Source organism: Oceanimonas aquatica (assembly GCF_030732065.1).
Taxonomy (GTDB): Bacteria; Pseudomonadota; Gammaproteobacteria; order Enterobacterales; family Aeromonadaceae; genus Oceanimonas.
Genome location: NZ_JAVBHX010000002.1, coordinates 289,665 through 309,363, shown reverse-complemented (window position 1 = coordinate 309,363; position 19,699 = coordinate 289,665). Strand labels below are relative to the sequence as shown.

The following is a 19,699-nucleotide window of genomic DNA, read 5'->3' as shown; positions in this document are numbered from 1 at the left end:
GCCGAAAAACGGCACCGCCCTCATGTCGCCAAGCCGTGGTTATTCCTGCTCGGGCTTTGGCTTTTTGCGTTTGAGCGGCGCCATGCCATCGTCGCCGGCGCCTGCCGCCGGGCCCAGGCCCTGACCGGTAAAGCCTTTCGGGCGTTTGGGCGCCGGCTTGCGGCCCGGCTTTTTGGCCCCCGGCTTGTGGCTCTTGCCCTGAACCGTACCGGGTTTGTCGCCGGGCTTGCCCTTGAAACCGTGCTTGCGCGCCGGCGGCCGCAGCCCCTTGAACTTGCCCGGCAGCCCCTCGATCTCGGTAAAGCTGACGGCCCGCTGCAAAAACTTCTCCACCCGCTTGAAGGCATCCCAGTCGCGCGGACCCACCAGCGAAACGGCGGTGCCGCTGGCGCCGGCCCGACCGGTGCGACCGATGCGGTGTACGTATTCTTCCGGTTGCTTGGGCATGTCGAAGTTGATCACCAGTGAGACCTGCAGCAGGTCCAGCCCGCGTGAGGCCACGTCGGTGGTGATCAGCACCTTGTGCTGGCCCCGGGCAAAGGCATCCATAATGCGGTTTCGCTCGGCCTGGCTCATGTCGCCATGCAGCGCCGCCGTGGCCAGCCCCTGTTGCTGCAGGTGGCCGGCCAGGCGCTCGGTGTCGGCACGGGTGGCGGTAAAGATAATGGCCTGCTGGTAGGACTCGTTGGCCAGCAGATGCTCCAGCAATGCCTGCTTGTGATCCAGGTGATCACCCAGTACAAAGCGCTGCTCAATGTCCTGATGCTCGGCATGGGCTTCACCCACTGCCACCCGTTTGGGAGACTTGAGCAGGGTGGCGGCCATGGTGTTGGCCTCGGCGTGATCCAGGGTCGCGGAAAACATCAGGGTCTGGCGGCGACGGTGGTCGGCGGCCCGGTGAATGCGTTCAAGCTGGGGCGCAAAACCCAGATCCAGCATGCGGTCGGCTTCGTCGAGGATCAGCAGTTCCAGGCCGTTCAGCATCAATGAGCGGGTATCCAGGTGGTTGGCCAGCCGGCCCGGGGTGGCCACAATCACATCCGGCTGGCGGCGCAACGACTTGAGCTGATCGTTGAAGTTCTCGCCGCCCAGCAGCAGGGCGATATTAAAGCTGCTGCCGGCTAGAGAGCGCAGCTGCACATAGACCTGACGGGCCAGCTCGCGGGTGGGGGCGAGGATCAGCGCGCGCGGATCCCGTTTGCTCAGGGCCCGGCTTTTCATCAGCCGCTGCAGCGCCGGCAGCAGATAGGCCAGGGTTTTGCCGGATCCGGTTTTGGAGGATGCCAGCAGGTCATGACCGGCCAGCACCACGGGAATGGCCTTGAGCTGGATCTCGGTGGGGGTCTCGAGCCCCTGGTGATCCAGTGCTCGAACAAGACGGGTATCCAGTCCAAAATCGCGGAAAGTGTCGTTATTTTGCGCCAAGTCGCTGCTCCGGGAAGTTCGGGAAATGAGAGGCCGAGAACCGGCCTGCATAATTGGCCAGTATTGTATAAGAAAGCGGGACGCTTGTAATGGCCGGCGGTTGAGTGCGGTAACGGGAAAAGCAATGGTTTACAAAAAGCAATAATTCGCAATACCATTACTGCTCTTTTACTTACCCTTAGTCGAGAACGTTCATGTTCAGAAAATGCCTGCTGCTTCTGTGTGCCTGCCTGATGTCCGTGCCGGCCCTGGCCGGTGAACGCCAGATCACCGATCTGCTGGGGCGCACCGTGACCCTGCCTGATCAGGTTGACCGTATTATTCTTTCCGAAGCCCGTCTGATGTACATACTGATGCCGCTGCAAAAGGATGATCCCTTTGCCCATGTGGTGGCCTGGTCGGACGACATGGAGCGGGCCGATCCCGACACCTATGCCAAGCTGGCCGAAACCTTTCCCGGCATCGTCGAAAACCTGCCGCGCTTTGGTCATCCGGGCAAGGTCACTTTTAATGTGGAAAAGGCACTGACCCTGGATGCCCAGCTGGTGGTGGTGAATCAGGCCTATTATCAGCTTTGGCGAGAAAACGGCACCCTCGACAAGTTGAATAAGGCCGGCATTGCGGTGCTGTTTGTGGATTTTCGCGATGAACCGGTGGCCAATACCGCCCCCAGCATTCGCATTCTCGGCGAGGTGCTTCACAAGGAGCAGGAAGCCGAGGCGGTTAACACCTTTATCGAGCAGAAAATGGCCCGGGTTACCGAGCGTCTGCAGGATCTTGGTGATGAACAGCGGCCGCTGGTGCTAATGGAGCGGGCTTCCGGCATGGGCGACTGCTGCCGGGTGTTTGGTCCCAACAACTTCGGCCACTTTGTGGAGCTGGCCGGTGGCCGCAACTGGGGCAGCGACAAGACCCAGGCGCTGTCGCTGGACATCAACCCCGAGTCGCTGGTGACCGAGCCCTTTGACTTGATCGTCGGCACCGGTGCCAACTGGCAGGCGGCCTACCCTGAAGCCACCAGCATCAACCTGGGCTACCAGGCCGACAGCGACAATCTGCAACAGGGTCTGGCCGCGCTCAGCCAGCGGCCCGGCTGGCCCGCCATTGACGCCGTGGCCAACAAGCAGTTCTATGGCATCTGGCACCAGTTTTACAATCACCCGGCCTGGTTTGCGGCAGTAGAAGCCATGGCCGGCTGGATGCACCCGGAGCGCATGCGGGGCATTGATGCCGATGTCGATCTGCGTGAATACCACGAGCGCTTCATGCCCTTTGCCTACGAAGGCCACTTCTGGGTGAAAATGCAATGAGTGAGCACGCTATGGTGACGGCGCCGGATGCGCCATTTCACTATCAGCGACATCAGGGAAGACGCAGACAATGGGTGGCCCTCGGGGCTGCCCTGTTACTGGGCATTTTTCTGTTCGACATGACACTGGGGCCGGGCCATCTGGGGCTGGGGCAGGTGCTGAATACCCTGTTAAGCCCGAATGAGGCGGATATCAAGTCCCGCTTTATTGTGTGGGACATTCGCCTGCCGGTGGCACTGATGGCCATACTGGTGGGCGCGGCCCTGGGCGGGGCCGGCGCCCTGATGCAGACCATTCTCAACAATCCGCTGGCCGAGCCCTTTACCCTGGGGGTGTCTCATGCCGCCGCCTTTGGCGCGGCCCTGGCCATTGCCTTTGGCACCGGCCTGCTGCCCTGGGAGTGGGCCCAGGGCTACATCATTACTCTCAACGCCTTTGTGTTTGCCAGCCTGAGTGCCCTGGTGATCTTTCTGGTGAGCCGGCTGCGCGGCGCCACCCAGGAAACCATGATCCTCACCGGCATTGCCATTTTGTTTGTGTTTTCGGCGCTGAACGCCATGCTGCAGTTTGCCGCCAGCGCCGAAACCCTGCAGCAGATCGTGTTCTGGGCCATGGGCTCACTGGGGCGCGCCACCTGGCCCAAGGTGGGGGTGGCGGCGGCCCTGCTGGCGCTGGCCTGTGCCTTGCTCTGGCGCAGTGCCTGGCGGCTGACCGCCCTGCGGATGGGCGATGAAGCCGCCGAGGCCATGGGGGTGAACGTCAGCCGCATTCGGCTGGTGGTACTGATGCTGTCGTCGCTGCTGGCTGCGGTGGCGGTGGCCTTCGTGGGCATCATTGGTTTTGTCGGGCTGGTGGGGCCGCACATGGCGCGCATGCTGCTGGGGGAAGATCAGCGCTTTTTCCTGCCCGGCTCCATGCTGTTTGGTGCCATTTTGCTGACTATTGCCGAAATGCTGTCCAAGAGCATTATTCCCGGCGTTCTGCTGCCCATCGGCATTACCACCTCGCTGATTGGCGTGCCGTTTTTTGTCTTTCTGCTGGTGGTGGTACGTAGAAGGAGCGGGTCATGAGCCTGACACTGGAACAACTCAGCCTGGGCTATGGCCGGGAACTGATCGTCAATGAGCTTGATCTTGCCGCCAACGCCGGGCGACTGTGCGTGCTGCTGGGCCCAAACGGTACCGGCAAGTCGACCCTGCTCAAGGGCATTGCCGGCCTGCTGGCGCCCAGACAGGGCCGGGTGCTGCTGAACGGTGAGGATCTGGCCGGCCTGAGCCGCGCCCGCCGGGCGGGCAGTGTGGTGTATCTGCCGCAAATCAGCCCCGGTGGTGCCCGTATTACCGTGTTTGAGGCGATATTGATGGCGCTCAAGGTGCACGGTGCGGTGCGGGTGACCGAGGCGGATCTGGCGGCGGTACACGGCGTGCTGAAGGAGCTCGGCATAGAGCCACTGGCTGCCCGTTATCTGGAGCAGCTTTCCGGTGGCCAGCGCCAACTGGTGGCCATCGCCCAGGCGCTGATCCGCAAGCCGGCGGTATTGCTGCTTGATGAGCCCACCAGTGCCCTGGATCTCTACCATTCGCTGCATATCATGGCGGTGCTGCGCCGGCTGACTCAATCGCAGAACATGGTGACCCTGGTGGCCATTCACGATCTCAACCTGGCGGCACGCACCGCCGACGATGTGCTGGCGGTAAAAAACGGCAGCCTGCAGGCCCATGGCCCGCTGCACCAGTGCCTGAGCCCGGAACTGGTGCATACCCTGTACGGGGTTGAGGCCGACCTGCTCACCGGCCCCGACGGCAGCCTGCTGGTACACCCGCGGCTGGCGAGTTGAGTTACCGTAACTGACTGTCTTTACTGGCGCGGCGGTTAATGCCACTGCTTTCGCGCTGTTTTTCCTGCTGGCTCTGGCATTCAATGCATAGCCGCACGCCCGGCACCGCTCGGCGGCGGGCGTCGGGAATGGGGGCATCGCACTCTTCGCAGTGGCTCAGGCTGTCGCCGGCACCCAGCCGGCTGCGGGCGCTTTGCACCGCGTCTTCCACACTGGCGTCTATTTGATCCTGCACGGCGCCGTCCCGTGACCATCCTCCTGCCATGGTGCTCTCCTGTGGTGTATTTATGCCCACCATGGTGGCACCGAACCCGCGCGTTTGCCGTGCGCCCGGTGGCAAAACCGTCTACTCGGCCGTATTGCCATGCCAGCAGAAAAAGCCCGATTGCTTGCCCAGTATGTTGAGGGACAGGTGGCGATCGCAGGCCCGGCCGGCAAGGCCAGCACACACCTGCAGGGGCAACAGGTGTTCTTCCCGCGGATGACAAAAGCGGGCGTAAGGGGCCTGCTCCCAGTGCTGCAGGCGTTGCCGCCGCTCGGCCTCGCTTAAGGTGGCATCGCAACAGGTTTGCTCGAGCCAGTGCTCAAAGGCCTGATTTTTAACGTTGGCGTCGGGGTACATGATTTTCAGGGGCACAAACAGGCCGTGGTCAAAGCCCCGTTGCGGGTCCTGCCGGCAGGGCAGGCCGGCCTTTACCAGCGCCTGCTGTACCCGCTGCGCCAGGGCGGGCTCGCCGGGGCAGGGGTAGTCAATGGCATAAGACTCGGGCGGAAAGCCGTAATAGTCGTAAATCAGCCCGGGCGTGGCTCCGGCGGTGACGGTGGGTTCGTTTTCTTCCCAGTGGGCGCTGATCAGCACAATGGCATCGGGCCGCGGCAGCTCGGCGGCCAGCCGGGCAAGCTGAGCGACCATGTCGGCATGAGCGGGATCACCCAGCAGTGGCAGCGGGCCGCCGCCATGGGAAATAAACAGAATATCGGGGGATGAAGCCATAGGGTTCTCCTGCAAAATGGCAGGCCGCTGCAAGGCGGCCTGCCTGCATTTTATGGGTCAGGCAAGGGCGGGCTTCACCGCACCCAGCCGGGTCAGCAGCCAGTTGTCCAGGGCCAGGCGTCCGCCCCCCTGAATGGCCAGGGCCAGGCTTACCGCAAACAGCGTAAGGGCATACTCGTAACCATTGTTGGCCATAAACAGGCCGTTGCCGATATGCACGCTGAACAGGGCCACCAGCATGGTAAAGGCCGTGACTACGGCTGCCGGCCGGGTCAGCAGCCCCAGCAACAGCGCCAGACCACCAAAGAACTCGGCGCTGCCGGCCAGCAGGGCCATCAGGTAGCCGGGGGCCAGGCCAATGCTCGCCATCCACTGGCCGGTACCTTCCAGGCCATAGCCGCCAAACCAGCCAAACAGTTTCTGGGCGCCGTGGGCCGCCAGAATAAGCCCGGTGGGCACACGCAGCGCCAGGGCGGCGAGGCCGGCATTGGAATGCAGCAGGGTATGAGTCAGTCGCGTGTTCATGGTGGTCTCCTCCTCAGGATAATGGCTGTTCCCGTTTGAGCAACGAGAGTATGGAGACCACTTTACTATCATCAGATTAATGGATTAATCGGGCTGTCGTTGTTTTATTATCAACAAAATGTTGATAATTGATATGCAGGAGTCCGGTTTTGGATCGCATCGATGCCATGCGTGCCTTCGTTACCATCGTGACCGAGGGCAGCTTTACCCGCGCCGCCGAGCGGCTTGGCCATTCCCCCCAGCTGGTGAGCAAGTCTATCGCCCGGCTGGAACAGCAACTGGGCACCCGGTTGCTTAACCGCACCACTCGGAGAGTGAGTCCGACCGAGGCCGGCCTGCGTTATGCCGAGCGGGCCCGGCAAATACTGAATGACATCGACGAGATGGAGCAAGGACTGAGTGATGCCCGTCACCACCCCCACGGGCGCCTGCGGGTGAGTGCACCGGTGTCCTTCGCCAGCCGCCACCTGGCTCCCTTGTTATGTGACTATCAGCGCACTTATCCGCAGGTTAGCGTCGATTTGCAGCTTAATGACCGCAAGGTGGATATCGTGGAAGAAGGCTTCGATGTGGCCCTGCGTATCGGTCATCTCAAAAGCTCGTCGCTGATCGCCCGGCGGATGGCGCCCATACGCCTGGTGATCTGCGCCTCGCCATCCTACCTGGAACGCCACGGCACCCCCGCCAGTATTTCGGATCTTGAGCAGCACCGCTGCCTGCACTACAGCTACATGGAGCACGACACCGGCCTGCCCGGCGAGGCGGTATTCTCCTGCAATAACGGCGACGTGCTGGTGGGCGCGGCCATTCACGGTGCCGGCATCGTGATTCAGCCCAGTTTTATCGCGGGCCCGGCCCTGGCCGACGGCCGGCTGGTGGAAATTTTGCCCGAACAGGCGCCGCTCCCCATGGCGCTGTACGCGGTCTACGCCCACCGCACTCTGATGCCGGGCAAGATCCGCAGCTTTGTCGATTTTATGGATGGCTATTTCGGCGATCCGCCGTACTGGGATGACCCCGAGCGATCCTGAGGCACACAATTCGATTGTTAACTCTATGTTATCAATCGCACCAAAAAGTGAATTGGATGTTATTTGTGACGGTTGTTAACTTGAAATCACCCAAGGGGGAAAGCGCCGGAAAAGGTGCCGGAGCTCAACCATTTTTATAGTGAAATCAGGAGAATAACCATGTCCAAAGAGTCCCAGGATCTGATGACCATGCTCAACCAGGCGTTCGATGAAGCCACTTCCCTGTATCAGCAAAACGGCTTTCAGCGCCGTGTCGGTTTCGGCAAAAAGCCGGCGTTGATCAGCGTCGACCTGGCTAACGCCTGGACTCAGCCCGGCAACCCCTTTACCTGCGACAAGATTGACGACGAGATCATTCCCGGCATGCAGCGCCTGCTGGAAGCGTTCCGCGCCAAGAACCTGCCCATTGTGCACGTCACCACCTGCTATCAGGTGAATGACCGCAACAATCCCAACACCGACATGGGCCTGTGGCACAACAAGATCCCGGTGGACTTCTGCGCCCAGGACAACGAAGAGCTGTGGGCCATCGACGACCGTATTGCGCCCATTGAGGGCGAACAGGTCCTCATCAAGAAGCACGCCAGCTCCTTTCAAGGGACCTACCTGGCCGGCTTCCTGCGTGCCGCCGGTGTTGACACCGTGCTGGTAACCGGGGTGACTGCGTCTGCCTGTGTGCGTACCACCATCTGTGACGCCATGGCTGAAGGTTTCCGCCCCATCGCGGTGAAGGAATGCATCGGTGACCGTATTCCCGGTGCCGTGGCCTGGAACCTGTTCGACATCGACGCCAAGTTCGGCGACGTGGAAACCGTCGACACCTGTGTGGACTACCTGAACAAGCTGGAACGTCAGTAATTAGGTACTGATAGCTGAAATCAGGACCGGCACCGACCGTTGTCCGGCGCCGGTCCTCAAATATAGGGATATATGATGAAAGCGCTCAAACCAACCAGGCTTACCCTGGCGCTGACCGCCGCTCTGACGGTCACGCCCTTTCTTTCCACCATGGCGCAGGCCGCGCCCACCGTACTCAAGTTTCACAGCGGCTACGCCGAATCCCGGCCGGAAGCCGGTTACCTCAACGAATTTGCCAAGGACGTGGAGCAGCTGTCCGGTGGCGACCTGAAAGTGGACGTGTTTCATGCCGCCTCACTGGGGCTGAGCGAGCCCGATGTGCTGCGTATACTGCAGCGGGGTTCGGTGGACATGGCCCTGCTCTATGGCGAGTATTACACCCGTGATGCGCCCGAGCTGGCCGCCGTTTACGCTCAGGGCGCCATTACCGAACCCGAGCAGCATCTCCAGATCCTTCCCACCATTCGCGACACTTACGAGCAGGGTTACGCCAAATGGAACATCAAGACCATCGGTGGCATTGTCTCGCCGGTGTTCAGCGTGGGCCTGCACTGCAAGGAGCCCATCAACAGCCTGGACGGGCTCAAGGACAAAAAGGTGCGGGTGTGGTCGGCTCAGCTGGTCGACGCCTTTGGCAAACTCGATATTTCCGCTCAGGTCATTCCCCAGAACGACATGTACATGGCGTTGCAGACCGGGGTCGTGGACTGCGCCTATTACCTTTCCACCGTGGCCGAAACCGTTTCCCTGCACGAAGTCACCGATTACGAAGCCTATCTGCATCCCTGGGCAGCGGTGCCGGCCCTGTTCGGTATCAGCGAGCGCAGCTGGAAAAAGCTGAGCGAGAAGCAGCAGCAGGTATTACAGCAGGCCGGTGAAAAGCTGTGGCAAAAAACCCGCAGCGCCGCCGTGGACCCGGATCGGGGAGCCATCGCCCGGGCCCGTCGTGAGTCTCTCGGGGTCACCATGCTGGACGACTTTTCGGCCCAGGATGTGGCCAGTTTCCAGCAGGCGGCCATGTCGGCCTGGCATACCATTGCCGAGCGGGCCGGCCCGGACGGCGAAACCATTTACGACACAGTGACCGGCAAGCTCAGCGCGCTGGCCAACAAGTAAGCGCTGCACCGGAGCGGCGGCTGCCGCCCCGGTTGTGGCTCACCAGGAGGGTGAATCACCATGTCCCTGTTCACAAAAACAGTCGACAGGCTATGTTACGGCCTGTTTCTCGTCGGGGTCGCCGGCGGCATACTGATGACCATTACCGTGTTCGCCAGTACCCTGCTTCGCTACCTGTTTGGCAGCCCCATCCATTTTTCCAACGAACTTGCCGGTTTATTGTTTTTTTCCCTGACCTTTCTCACCATTCCTCATGTACTCAACAGTGGCCGGCATATTCGCATCGACCTCATTACCCGCAGTCTGTCCGCACGGGCGGCGCGCCTGTCCGAGACCTTTGCCGGTCTGGTGCTGATCCTGTTTTCCGCCATCGTTATTTATGAGTCCTGGGATTTCATGGTGTTTTCCCGGGAGATCGAATCCCGGTCTGATATCAGCGGCCTGCTGCTGTGGCCCTGGATGGCACTGATGCCGCTGTCCTTTGTGCTGTGCATGCTGGTACAGCTGCGCCACGGCTTGCGCTACCCGGACGTGAATGCCCATTCCGATGACGACCAGTCTGTGGAGGTGGCGTAATGAGCTGGCTTATTCTGAGTTCCGGCCTGCTGGTGCTGCTCGGCAGCGGTGCCTTGCTGGGGGCCGCCCTGGGCCTGGTGGGGCTGATTTTGCTGCACTTCCAGGGAGGCGGTGCTACGTCCCTTGCCATTAATTCGGTATGGAACCTGCTCACCGGGTTCTCCCTGACGGCGGTGCCGCTGTTTATCTTTCTCGGTGACATATTGCTGGCAAGCGGCGTGTCGACCCGGGTTTACAACGGCCTCACGCCGTTGTTCCGGCGTATTCCGGGCCAGCTGCTGCACACCAACATTGCGGTCTGTACCCTGTTCAGTGCGGTCAGCGGCTCCAGCTCGGCCACGGCGGCGGCCATCGGCTCCATTGGTTATCCGGAGCTGAAGCGGCGGGGTTATTCCCCCAGCATGGTGGTGGGCACCCTGGCGGCGGGCGGCACCCTCGGGCTGCTTATTCCACCCAGTCTGGCGCTGATCATCTATGGTGCCACTCAGCATGTGTCCATCGGCAAGCTGTTTCTCGCCGGCATTTTGCCCGGGCTGATGATCTCTGCGGCCTTTTTTGCCTGGATCATCATTCGCTCGAACATTGGCAGCCGAGTGGTACCGGAAGGCCGCGAGGCCATGGACTGGGCCGAGGTGCGCCGGGGGCTGACCCAGATCTGGCCGCTGCCCATTCTGATTTTCTTTGTGCTGGGCACCATTTATCTGGGCATTGCCACGCCCACGGAGGCGGCGTCGCTCGGAGTCATGGCCAGCATCGGGCTGGGCTTTACCTGGGGCGATCTGACTTTTGGCAAGCTGTGGCAGGCGTTCAAGCGCTCCACCATCATGTTCAGCGCCATCGCCTTTATTATGCTGGGCACGGCCATACTGTCCCAGGCGGTGAGCATGCTGGCGCTGCCCCGGGAAGCGGTGGCGGCCATCTCGGAAATCGGCTTTGGCCCCTACGGCATATTGCTGATGATCGTGCTGGTCTACATAGTGCTGGGCTGCTTTTTTGACGGCATCTCCCTGTTGCTGATGACCCTGCCCATTACCTTTCCCATGGTGATGAGTCTGGGGTTTGATCCCATCTGGTTCGGGGTCATTGTCACCCTGCTGATGGAAATCGGCATGATCACGCCACCGGTGGGGCTCAACCTGTTTGTGCTGACCTCGATCACCCGTAACGAGGTCAACCTCACCGAGGCGGCCTGGGCTTCATTGCCTTACTGGCTGATCCTGCTGGGGGCGGTGGGTTTGTACACCCTGTTCCCGGGGCTGGTGCTGTGGCTGCCCGGCTTTGGCTGACGGAATGAATGTGTAGCGATAGGTACTAAAAACCGGCGAAATGCCGGTTTTTTTATGGCCGAAACACAGCGCAAGATTATTCCACTCAGGTTATTAATCCTTTAAAAAAGTGAATTGGATGTTAATAAATTGGCTGGTTACTCTGTATTTGCCAACGAAGAAAACGGCGCGAATGAGCCGGGATATTCGACTTTTATCAGCAAAAAAACGGAGAACAACCATGTCCAAGGATTTAATGAGCATGCTGAACCAGGCATTTGATGAAGCCACTTCCCTATATCAGCAAAACGGCTTTCAGCGCCGTGTCGGTTTCGGTAAAAAGCCGGCGTTGATCAGCGTCGACCTGGCCAACGCCTGGACTCAGCCCGGCAATCCCTTCACCTGTGACAAGATTGACGACGAGATCATTCCCGGCATGCAGCGCCTGCTGGAAGCGTTCCGCGCCAAGAACCTGCCGGTTGTGCACGTCACCACCTGCTATCAGGTGAACGACCGCAACAACCCCAACACCGACATGGGCCTGTGGCACAACAAGATCCCGGTGGACTTCTGCGCCCAGGACAACGAAGAGCTGTGGGCCATCGACGACCGTATTGCGCCCATTGAGGGCGAGCAGGTCCTCATCAAGAAGCACGCCAGCTCCTTTCAAGGGACCTACCTGGCCGGCTTCCTGCGCGCCGCCGGTGTTGACACTGTGCTGGTGACCGGGGTGACTGCGTCTGCCTGTGTGCGTACCACCATCTGTGACGCCATGGCCGAAGGTTTCCGCCCCATCGCGGTGAAGGAGTGTATCGGCGACCGTATTCCCGGTGCCGTGGCCTGGAACCTGTTCGACATCGACGCCAAGTTCGGCGACGTGGAAACCGTCGACACCTGTGTGGACTACCTGAACAAGCTTGAAAAGCAGTAATATCACCCTCGGCTCGGTGGAAGGCGGAGCCGGATAAAACGTCTTCCACCAGCTCCTTAATGGATTGAAGGAGAAGCAAATGGCACGTATCGGCGTAGACGTAGGCGGTACCAACACCGACCTGATACTGGAAACCACGGAAAGGGACTCAATCGGAAGGGGGATTTTTGAACACAAGGTGCCCAGCACCACCGAAGATCAGTCCATCGCGGTGATGCAGGGCATAGTGGAAATCTGTGACAAGGCCGGGCTCGACAAGCGCGAAATCGACCTGATTGTGCACGGCACTACGGTGGCCACCAATATTTCCATTGAAAAGAACGGCGCCGAAGTGGGCATGCTGACCACCAGGGGCTTTCGCGACATACTGCATATCGGCCGCCACAAGCGCCCGCACAATTTCTCTCTGCACTTCGACGCTCCCTGGCAGTCTTCTCCGCTGGTCAAACGCCGCAACCGTATTCCCATCAACGAACGCATATTGCCGCCCCATGGCACCGTGGAAACCGCCCTCGACGAGCAGGAAGTGCGCGACGCCGTGACCACCCTCAAGGCCCGGGGCGTGCAGGCGGTGATCATCGGCTTTCTCTATTCCTTCCTGAACCGGGAGCATGAGCAAAAAGCCAGGGAAATTGTGCAGGAAATGATGCCCGGCGCCTTTGTCTGCTGCTCCAGCGAAGTGGTGGACGTGATGCGCGAGTATGAGCGCTTCTCCACCACCGCCATGAACGCCTATGTGGGCCCCAGCACCTCCAGTTACCTGACCCATCTTTCCAGCCAGTTGCGGGAACACGGCATTGACGCCGATCTGCGCATCATGCAGTCCAACGGCGGCGTGGCCACGGTGGAAAGCTGCTGCGAGCGCCCGGTCAACATTCTGATGTCGGGCCCCGCCGGCGGCGTGATTGGCGGTCACCACTTCGCCCAGCTCGACGGCGAGCAGAACATCATTACCGTGGACATCGGCGGTACCTCGGCGGACATTTCCACCCTGTCCGACGGCGGCATCAAGATCATGAACCCGCGGGATTCCTACGTGGCCGGCTACCCGGTGATGGTGCCGATGATTGATCTCATCACCATAGGGGCGGGTGGCGGCTCCATCGCCTATATCGACGAGGCCGGCGGCTTTCAGGTAGGGCCGCGGTCAGCGGGCTCCAACCCCGGCCCGGCCTGCTACAACCGGGGCGGTACCGAGCCCACGGTCACCGATGCCAACATTGTGCTGGGCCGGCTGGATCCGGACCGCATGCTGGGGGGGGATCTCAACCTGGACCCGGCGCTGTCCGAGCGTGCCATTCGCGAGAAGATCGCCGAGCCCCTGGGCCTCAGCGTAAAAGATGCTGCGCTGGGCATTCTCAAGATCGTCAACAACAACATGGCCCTGGCCATTCGCTCCAACTCGGTGGCCCGAGGCGTGGATCCGCGCGACTTTGTGCTGATGCCCTTTGGCGGCGCCGGCCCGGTGCACGGCCCGGCGCTGGCGGCAGAAGTGAACGCCAAGGCGGTGTTCGTGCCACCGGCACCGGGTATTACCGCCGCCGCCGGTCTGCTGACCACCAACCTGCAGTATGAAGCCACCCGCTCCATGCTGTGCGATCTCAACACCATTGCCGACGATGGCCTGACGCGGCTGCAGCATAACCTGTCGCTGCTGGAAACCGAGATTATTCAGAAACTGAAGGACGACGGCGTCGAGCCGGAAAACATGGTGCTCACCCGGCTGGCGGAATGCCGCTACTACGGCCAGGGCTTTGAGCTGAGGGCCACCATTCCCGCCGGCGAAGTGACCCGCGACGGTGTGCAGCAGGTGATTGAGGCCTTCCACCAGGCCCACGAGGCGGATTACGGCTACTGCTTCCAGGATGCGGTGGTGGAGCTGGTGACCCTGCGGGTGATCGGCAATGCCGAGTCGCGCAAGCTCGAATGGCCGTTAAGCGAAGAAGCCGGCCCGGACGATCTGGCCAAGGCGCTGCTGTATGAGCGCACAACCGTGTTTGACGACGGTCAGGAATGCGTGACCCCGCGCTATGACCGCAAGGCGCTGAAGGCCGGACAGCGAGTGCCGGGGCCGGCGCTGCTGGTGCAACGGGATTCCACTTCACTGGTGCCGCCCGGATGGCAGGCCCGGATTTCCCGCCATGGCAATCTCTTTATTTCCAAGGACGCGTAAGAGGATGAGTGACATGAACCAGACACAGGTCGATCCCATTACCCTGCAGGTCATTAACGGTGCCCTGAAAACCATTGCCGAAGAAATGGGCCACATTCTCTACCGCATGTCCTTTTCTTCCATTATTCGTGAATCCCAGGATCTGGGGGCGGGGCTGTTTGACACCAACTTCCAGACCATCTGCGAGTCGGAGTCCACGCCCATGCACATCGGCTCCATTCCCGCCTACCTGCGAGGTGTTGAGCAGACGCTGCAGGGCGGGGAATGGCACGAAGGGGACGTGGTGATCCACAACCATCCCTATTACGGCTCCAGTCATTCGCCGGATCTGGCGGTGATCATTCCGGTGTTTTACGAAGGCGAGCTGGTGGGCTTTTCCGGCAACACGGCTCACCACATCGACATTGGCGCCGCTACCCCGGGGCTGATTATCGACGTGGGCGACGTCTATGCCGAGGGCATGCTGCTGGCGGGCATCAAGCTCTATGAAAAGGGCGTACGCAATGAGGCCCTGGCCCAGATGATCACCCAGAACAGCCGGGCGTCCACCCAGCTGCTGCGGGACATCGATGCTCAGGTGGCCTCGGCCCAGCTCGGGGTGAAGCGCTTCAAGGAACTGCTGGACCGCTACGGCAAGGACACCACCTTTACCGCCGTGGATCAGCTTATCGACTACTCCGAGAGCATACTGCGCCAGAAAATCCGCGAGGTGCCCAACGGCGAATACAAGGCCGAGGGCTTTCTCGACGATGACGGCCGCAACCGGGAAGAACGGTTGCCGGTGGTGGTGACGGTGAAGGTGGAAGACGACAGCATCACGGTGGATCTCACCGGCTCGGCGCCCCAGACGCCCACCGCCTACAACGTGCCCTTTGAGGGCTCGTGCAAGGTGGCCGCCTATGCCGCCTTTCGCAAGCTGTTGCTCGACACCTACACCATGGATGTGCCGGTGCCTTCCAACGAGGGCTCGTTCCGGCCCATCAATGTGGTGGCGCCCAAAGGCTCCATCTTTAACCCCGTGTTTCCGGCGGCGGCCGAGGCCCGCTTTACCCAGTGCAACCGCATGATTGATCTCATCATCAAGGCGCTGGCGCCGGTCATGCCCGATAGGGTGATCGCCGGCAGCTCGGCCTCCATCTCCTTTGCTTCCTACTCCGGGGTCAAGGACGACGGTGACTACTGGGTGTTCCTGGAGGTGAACGAAGGCGCCTACGGTGGCCGGCCCCACTCCGACGGGCCCGACAGCATCGACAACCTGATGGCCAATACCCGCAACAACCCCATTGAGGATCTGGGCATGCACCTGCCGATGATCTGCGACCGCTACGAGCTGCGCGACGACGTCATGCCCGGCGCGGGCAAATACCGGGGGGGCATTGGCGTGGTCAAGGCCCAGCGGGTACTGACACCGGGCTTTATCACTCACGAGAGCGAGCGCCATTTCGACGTGCCCTGGGGGGGGTTCGGCGGCACCGACGGCACCGTGGGCAAGACCGAGATCTACAACCAGGCCACGCCGGAGCGAGTGACGCCAATGCACTCCAAGTTTTCCGGCCACGCCACTCGGGCCGGAGACGTGATGGCCTATTACTCCCCCTGCGGTGGCGGCTACGGCAACCCGCTGGAGCGCCCGGCGGAGCAGGTGCGGGAAGACGTGCTGGACGACTTCTGTACCCGGGAGCACGCCTTTGAAGTGTATGGCGTGGTGCTGGACGAGGCCCTTGAGCTCGACATGGTGGCCACTCTGGACCGCCGGGAGCTGCTCGGCCGCGCCGGCTAAACAATAACATCGTCATTGAGTACAGCTTTGCTCGGGGCGGGTTATCCGCCCCTTTTTTTGCGCTTTTTTAACGCTAAGGACGGTAATATGAATGCAAATGAGCAAGTGGTCACTTCGCCCGACACGGCTGCCGGGCATCATACCAACCACCTGTTGGAGTCGTCGATTTTGCCGGTGCGCCAGCAGCGCAGAACCATCGGTGCCTGGGGCTTTGTGTGGATCTGGGTGGGCATCGCGGTCATCATCGCCACCTTTCAGCTGGGTGCCAACGGGGTTACCGGCCTGCCATTGTGGCAGGTGATCCTGACCATTTTGATCGCCAACGTGATCCTGGCGTCACTGATGACCCTCACCGCCGACATCGGCACCGAGCATGGCTTGTCGTTCTCGGTGTACCTGAGGGCGCCGTTCGGCGTGTACGGCACCCATATTCCCTCGATTTTTCGAGGGCTGATCGCGGCGGTGTGGTTTGGCATTCAGACCTATCTGGGGGCCCTGGCGCTGAACGGCATAGTGGAGTACCTGACCGGGTTTTCCAGCTGGCCCTTGTGGTATCTGGTGTTTGCCCTGGTGCAGATTGGCAACACCGCCCTGGGCATCAAGTCGGTGGAGCGGCTGGCGGCCATTGCCGCGCCGGCGATACTGGCGATTTCGGTGTGGATGTATTTCACTCTGGACGTGTTGGCCTGGACTCAGGGCATCAATATCTGGACCTTTGTCGGCGAGGCCGATGTGTCCATTCTCACGCTGTTTCTGGCCAATGTGGCGTTTTGGTCGACCCTTGCCATCGACATTCCCAATATCACCCGTTATGTCAAAACCACGCCGGGAGCCCGGGGCTTTGTGGCGCGTAACCGCAATATTTTTCTGGCTCAGCTGGTGGCGCTGCCGGTGACCCAGGCCTGGATTGCGCTGATCGGCGCCGTCTCCTTTATTGCTGCCGGCGACTGGAACCCGATCACCGTCATTCAGGGGCAGAGTGAAGGTTTCAGCCTGATCGTGCTGCTGGTGCTGGTGATCCTGGCGCAGTGGTCCACCAATAATGCTGCCAATCTGATCCCGGCGTCGCTGGCATTTGTCAATGCGGGGGCACCTTATATCAAATATCCGGTGGCGGTATTTATTGCCGGTGTGGTGGGTACTTTATCCATGCCCTGGGCGATACTGGATAATCTGTTTTCATTTTTGTTTTCCTATGGCTCCTTTTTGTCGGCCATTGGTGGCATCATGATTGCCGATTATTTTATTTTGCGACACCGGCGGCTGAATGTGCCCGAGCTGTATTCCACTCAGGGGCAGTTTCGTTATTACAAGGGGGTGAATCCGGCAGGGCTCATTGCCTGGCTGGCCGCCGGTGGCCTGGCCTTCTACTCAGGTTCCTGGGCCTTTCTGGTGGGGCTGTTCGCGGGCATGTTTATTTACTGGCTGCTGATGAAGGTGTGGATATTGCGTTATTATCCCCAGAAAGACATTGAGGATAAAAACGGATCTCATTATCTTGGTACCAGCAGCGCCATTAACTGGCACTATGATAAATCCCTGCGCGTTTTTCAGCGGATAAGGTCCGATGAGTAATGTTTTTTAATTCCTGTCTGTACTCTTTTGGGCAAGTTTTCTTGCCCTTTTTTATTGTTTCTTTTTCATGTTTTATTGATGTTTATATTCAATCAATGGCCCGATACTGGCGTGTTACCGTTAACTCGACAATAACAAACCACCAAACACAGTGCAGAGGTGAGCAACATGCGTCGAGTTGTAGTGACAGGAATGGGAATAGTTTCAAGCCTTGGCAACAGCCTGGAAGCGGTGACCTCGTCACTGAAAAACGGTTATTCCGGCATCGATATCAACCCCGCTTACCGGGAAGCGGGCCTGCGCAGCCATGTCTCCGGCATGCTGGACGCGGACTTCGGCCGTATTAACCGCAAGCACCGGCGTTTTATGGGCGATGCCGCCGCCTATGCCTATCTGGCCATGCAGGACGCCATTGCCGACGCCGGCCTGGATCAGGAGCAGGTGTCCCATGTGAAAACCGGCTGCGTGATGGGCTCGGGAGGCGGCTCCAGCCGCGATATCGTCGAAGCCAACCAGCTGCTGGCAAGTTCCGGGGTGAAAAAGGTCGGTCCCTACCGGGTGCCGCGCACCATGACCAGCACGGTGTCGGCCTGTATCGCCAGCTTTTTCAATATTCGCGGTCTTAACTACTCCATTGCCTCGGCCTGTGCTACCAGCGCCCACTGCATTGGCCATGCCTTTGAGCAAATTCAGTTCGGCAAGCAGGACATCGTCTTTGCCGGCGGCGCCGAGGCGGAAGACGTGAGTCAGAGCTGCATGTTCGACGCCATGGGCGCCTTCAGCACCAGCTATCACGAGGATCCCACCCGGGCCAGCCGGCCATACGACAAGCACAGAGACGGCTTTGTGATCAGCGGCGGCGCCGGTGTGCTGGTACTGGAAGAACGCGAACACGCCCTGGCTCGGGGGGCGCATATCTACGGTGAAATCGTCGGTTACGGCACTTCATCCGATGGGCAGGACATGGTCTCGCCCTCGGGAGAAGGGGCATTGCGGGCCATGCAAATGGCGCTGGAGAGTTGCGAGCTGCCGGTGGATTACCTCAATACCCACGGCACCAGCACCCAGGCCGGGGATCTGGTGGAAATTGATGCGGCCCGGGATGCCTTTGGCGGCACACTGCCGGCGTTCAGCTCCACCAAGGCCCTGAGCGGCCACGCCCTGGGGGCGGCGGGGGTGCACGAGGCCATTTATTGCCTGCTGATGATGCGCGGAAATTTTCTGGCTGCCTCGCATCATATTGAGCAACTGGATGACTCACTCAAGGACGCGCCTATTCTGCTTAATACCCTGAATGACGAGCCGGTGAATTGCGTCATGTCCAACAGCTTTGGCTTTGGTGGCGCCAACGCCAGCCTGGTGTTTACCCGCGCCGATTGAGTTTAAGCGGGCAGGGCCTCGCCCTGCAGATGCCGTATAAAGTGGGCAAAGCTGGGGCTGATAAAGGCACTGTTCCAGGCCGCCACGGTTTCCACCTGGTGTTCAATGCCCTGCAGCGGGATCAGGTGAATGTCTTCCCGGGTGAACTTGCGCACACATTCCGTGTATACCGAAATGCCCATATTGGCCGCCACCAGTCCGAAAATACCGGTGCTGGTGGTGGCTTCCTGGACGATATTGGGAGAAAAGCCTGCCTGCTGGCAGTTTTTCAGAAAGCGGCTGCGAAACGCCTTCCAGCTGTTGTCCGCCCCCAGAATGAACTTTTCATCCCGGAGATCTTTCAAGCTCAGGCTGCTGCGCCCGGCCAGCGGGTGGCGCAGGGGCAGCACCACCAGTAGTCCTTCTACCGCGCAGGAAATGGTTTCAATGCCCGGCATGTTGAGCGGACCTATCATAAAGCCCGCGTCTATGCTGCAGTCCTGCAGCGCCCTGTGCTGCTCGTGAGACGGCATGTGGGTGAGTTCAATGGAGATAGTGGGGAATTTTTCCTTGAATCGCTCAATGATATCGGGCAGCACACCGTTGATGGAAAAGTCGTTGTAAGCGATGGAGATATGGCCAATGTCGCCCTGAGACGCGGCCTGGGCCAGATGCACGCCCCGCTCCAGTACCCGCAGGCCTTCCCGGCATTCGGCCAGAAACAGCCGGCCCGCTTCGGTCAGTGCCACCTGGCGGGTGGTGCGGGCCAGCAGCTCCACGCCTACGGCTTCTTCCAGCCCCTTGATCAACCGGCTCAGTGCCGGCTGAGTGATAAACAGGCTGTCTGCCGCCTTTTTGAAATGCAATGACTCGGCCACGGCCATAAAGGCCTTGATATGGCGCAGATCGAATCTGAAATTCATGCTCACGCTACAACATCCTTG

At 60.3% G+C, this 19,699-nt stretch carries 18 protein-coding genes; 13 read left to right on the top strand and 5 right to left on the bottom strand.

Features of this window, described 5'->3' with window-relative positions; genetic code table 11:
• Positions 1-39: 39 nt before the first annotated feature.
• Entirely contained in the window at positions 40-1,425 is a 1,386-nt protein-coding gene (locus tag Q9290_RS04570; RefSeq protein ID WP_306078451.1) for a DEAD/DEAH box helicase, read from the bottom strand.
• A gap of 194 nt (positions 1,426-1,619) precedes the next feature.
• On the opposite strand from Q9290_RS04570, the gene Q9290_RS04565 reads away from it, so the two are divergent.
• From Q9290_RS04565 to Q9290_RS04555, 3 genes are read left to right on the top strand one after another with little or no spacing between them, the layout of a single operon-like run.
• A complete protein-coding gene (locus tag Q9290_RS04565; RefSeq protein WP_306078450.1) occupies positions 1,620-2,735 on the top strand; it encodes an ABC transporter substrate-binding protein in 1,116 nt (371 codons plus the stop codon).
• Complete coding sequence (locus Q9290_RS04560) at positions 2,732-3,805, top strand: FecCD family ABC transporter permease (protein ID WP_306078449.1); 1,074 nt, start codon at positions 2,732-2,734, stop codon at positions 3,803-3,805. Before Q9290_RS04565 ends, Q9290_RS04560 begins: the two co-directional genes overlap by 4 nt.
• On the top strand, positions 3,802-4,572 hold the full coding sequence (locus Q9290_RS04555) for an ABC transporter ATP-binding protein (protein WP_306078448.1): 771 nt from the start codon (positions 3,802-3,804) through the stop codon (positions 4,570-4,572). Before Q9290_RS04560 ends, Q9290_RS04555 begins: the two co-directional genes overlap by 4 nt.
• 1 nt (position 4,573) lies before the next feature.
• On the opposite strand, the gene Q9290_RS04550 is transcribed toward Q9290_RS04555, so the two are convergent.
• The 3 genes from Q9290_RS04550 to Q9290_RS04540 all read right to left on the bottom strand — a co-directional run bounded on the left by Q9290_RS04550 (position 4,574) and on the right by Q9290_RS04540 (position 6,091).
• Positions 4,574-4,837: a DksA/TraR family C4-type zinc finger protein gene (locus Q9290_RS04550; protein WP_306078447.1), complete on the bottom strand. Its 264-nt coding sequence runs from the start codon at positions 4,835-4,837 to the stop codon at positions 4,574-4,576.
• Between the two features lie 81 nt (positions 4,838-4,918).
• The gene (locus Q9290_RS04545) at positions 4,919-5,566 is read right to left on the bottom strand and encodes a DODA-type extradiol aromatic ring-opening family dioxygenase (RefSeq protein ID WP_306078446.1); all 648 of its coding nucleotides are present in this window, start codon (positions 5,564-5,566) and stop codon (positions 4,919-4,921) included.
• 57 nt (positions 5,567-5,623) lie between these two features.
• A complete protein-coding gene (locus Q9290_RS04540) occupies positions 5,624-6,091 on the bottom strand; it encodes a DoxX family protein (protein ID WP_306078445.1) in 468 nt (155 codons plus the stop codon).
• A gap of 149 nt (positions 6,092-6,240) precedes the next feature.
• Between Q9290_RS04540 and Q9290_RS04535 the strand changes: the two genes are divergently transcribed.
• From Q9290_RS04535 to Q9290_RS04490, 10 genes are all read left to right on the top strand, one after another.
• The gene (locus tag Q9290_RS04535) at positions 6,241-7,122 is read left to right on the top strand and encodes a LysR family transcriptional regulator (protein WP_306078444.1); all 882 of its coding nucleotides are present in this window, start codon (positions 6,241-6,243) and stop codon (positions 7,120-7,122) included.
• A gap of 159 nt (positions 7,123-7,281) precedes the next feature.
• Entirely contained in the window at positions 7,282-7,980 is a 699-nt protein-coding gene (locus Q9290_RS04530; protein ID WP_306078443.1) for an isochorismatase family protein, read from the top strand.
• 75 nt (positions 7,981-8,055) lie between these two features.
• On the top strand, positions 8,056-9,096 hold the full coding sequence (gene dctP, locus Q9290_RS04525) for a TRAP transporter substrate-binding protein DctP (protein WP_306078442.1): 1,041 nt from the start codon (positions 8,056-8,058) through the stop codon (positions 9,094-9,096).
• 60 nt (positions 9,097-9,156) lie between these two features.
• Positions 9,157-9,672, top strand: coding sequence for a TRAP transporter small permease (locus Q9290_RS04520; protein WP_306078441.1), 516 nt, complete (start codon positions 9,157-9,159; stop codon positions 9,670-9,672).
• Positions 9,672-10,958, top strand: a complete 1,287-nt coding sequence (locus Q9290_RS04515) for a TRAP transporter large permease (protein ID WP_306078440.1) — start codon at positions 9,672-9,674, stop codon at positions 10,956-10,958. Before Q9290_RS04520 ends, Q9290_RS04515 begins: the two co-directional genes overlap by 1 nt.
• Before the next feature lie 220 nt (positions 10,959-11,178).
• Positions 11,179-11,868, top strand: coding sequence for an isochorismatase family protein (locus Q9290_RS04510; RefSeq protein WP_306078439.1), 690 nt, complete (start codon positions 11,179-11,181; stop codon positions 11,866-11,868).
• A 79-nt stretch (positions 11,869-11,947) separates the two neighbouring features.
• Positions 11,948-14,041, top strand: coding sequence for a hydantoinase/oxoprolinase family protein (locus Q9290_RS04505; RefSeq protein ID WP_306078438.1), 2,094 nt, complete (start codon positions 11,948-11,950; stop codon positions 14,039-14,041).
• 13 nt (positions 14,042-14,054) lie between these two features.
• Positions 14,055-15,821 (top strand): hydantoinase B/oxoprolinase family protein, encoded by a 1,767-nt coding sequence (locus tag Q9290_RS04500; protein WP_306078437.1) that lies wholly within the window; start codon positions 14,055-14,057, stop codon positions 15,819-15,821.
• An 87-nt stretch (positions 15,822-15,908) separates the two neighbouring features.
• The gene (locus tag Q9290_RS04495; protein ID WP_306078436.1) at positions 15,909-17,396 is read left to right on the top strand and encodes an NCS1 family transporter; all 1,488 of its coding nucleotides are present in this window, start codon (positions 15,909-15,911) and stop codon (positions 17,394-17,396) included.
• Between the two features lie 168 nt (positions 17,397-17,564).
• Positions 17,565-18,776, top strand: coding sequence for a beta-ketoacyl synthase N-terminal-like domain-containing protein (locus Q9290_RS04490; protein WP_306078435.1), 1,212 nt, complete (start codon positions 17,565-17,567; stop codon positions 18,774-18,776).
• A 2-nt stretch (positions 18,777-18,778) separates the two neighbouring features.
• Here Q9290_RS04490 and Q9290_RS04485 read toward each other — a convergent pair whose 3' ends face one another.
• Positions 18,779-19,678 (bottom strand): LysR family transcriptional regulator, encoded by a 900-nt coding sequence (locus Q9290_RS04485; protein ID WP_306078434.1) that lies wholly within the window; start codon positions 19,676-19,678, stop codon positions 18,779-18,781.
• Between the last annotated feature and the right edge of the window lie 21 nt (positions 19,679-19,699).

What these genes read in the sequence shown, in the direction of transcription:
- Q9290_RS04565 (WP_306078450.1), top strand. Translation starts at nt 1,620, where the DNA reads ATGTTCAGAAAATGCCTGCTGCTTCTGTGTGCCTGCCTGATGTCCGTG.
- Q9290_RS04560 (WP_306078449.1), top strand. Translation starts at nt 2,732, where the DNA reads ATGAGTGAGCACGCTATGGTGACGGCGCCGGATGCGCCATTTCACTAT.
- Q9290_RS04555 (WP_306078448.1), top strand. Translation starts at nt 3,802, where the DNA reads ATGAGCCTGACACTGGAACAACTCAGCCTGGGCTATGGCCGGGAACTG.
- Q9290_RS04550 (WP_306078447.1), bottom strand. Translation starts at nt 4,837, where the DNA reads ATGGCAGGAGGATGGTCACGGGACGGCGCCGTGCAGGATCAAATAGAC.
- Q9290_RS04545 (WP_306078446.1), bottom strand. Translation starts at nt 5,566, where the DNA reads ATGGCTTCATCCCCCGATATTCTGTTTATTTCCCATGGCGGCGGCCCG.
- Q9290_RS04540 (WP_306078445.1), bottom strand. Translation starts at nt 6,091, where the DNA reads ATGAACACGCGACTGACTCATACCCTGCTGCATTCCAATGCCGGCCTC.
- Q9290_RS04530 (WP_306078443.1), top strand. Translation starts at nt 7,282, where the DNA reads ATGTCCAAAGAGTCCCAGGATCTGATGACCATGCTCAACCAGGCGTTC.
- dctP (WP_306078442.1), top strand. Translation starts at nt 8,056, where the DNA reads ATGAAAGCGCTCAAACCAACCAGGCTTACCCTGGCGCTGACCGCCGCT.
- Q9290_RS04520 (WP_306078441.1), top strand. Translation starts at nt 9,157, where the DNA reads ATGTCCCTGTTCACAAAAACAGTCGACAGGCTATGTTACGGCCTGTTT.
- Q9290_RS04515 (WP_306078440.1), top strand. Translation starts at nt 9,672, where the DNA reads ATGAGCTGGCTTATTCTGAGTTCCGGCCTGCTGGTGCTGCTCGGCAGC.
- Q9290_RS04510 (WP_306078439.1), top strand. Translation starts at nt 11,179, where the DNA reads ATGTCCAAGGATTTAATGAGCATGCTGAACCAGGCATTTGATGAAGCC.
- Q9290_RS04505 (WP_306078438.1), top strand. Translation starts at nt 11,948, where the DNA reads ATGGCACGTATCGGCGTAGACGTAGGCGGTACCAACACCGACCTGATA.
- Q9290_RS04500 (WP_306078437.1), top strand. Translation starts at nt 14,055, where the DNA reads ATGAACCAGACACAGGTCGATCCCATTACCCTGCAGGTCATTAACGGT.
- Q9290_RS04495 (WP_306078436.1), top strand. Translation starts at nt 15,909, where the DNA reads ATGAATGCAAATGAGCAAGTGGTCACTTCGCCCGACACGGCTGCCGGG.
- Q9290_RS04490 (WP_306078435.1), top strand. Translation starts at nt 17,565, where the DNA reads ATGCGTCGAGTTGTAGTGACAGGAATGGGAATAGTTTCAAGCCTTGGC.
- Q9290_RS04485 (WP_306078434.1), bottom strand. Translation starts at nt 19,678, where the DNA reads ATGAATTTCAGATTCGATCTGCGCCATATCAAGGCCTTTATGGCCGTG.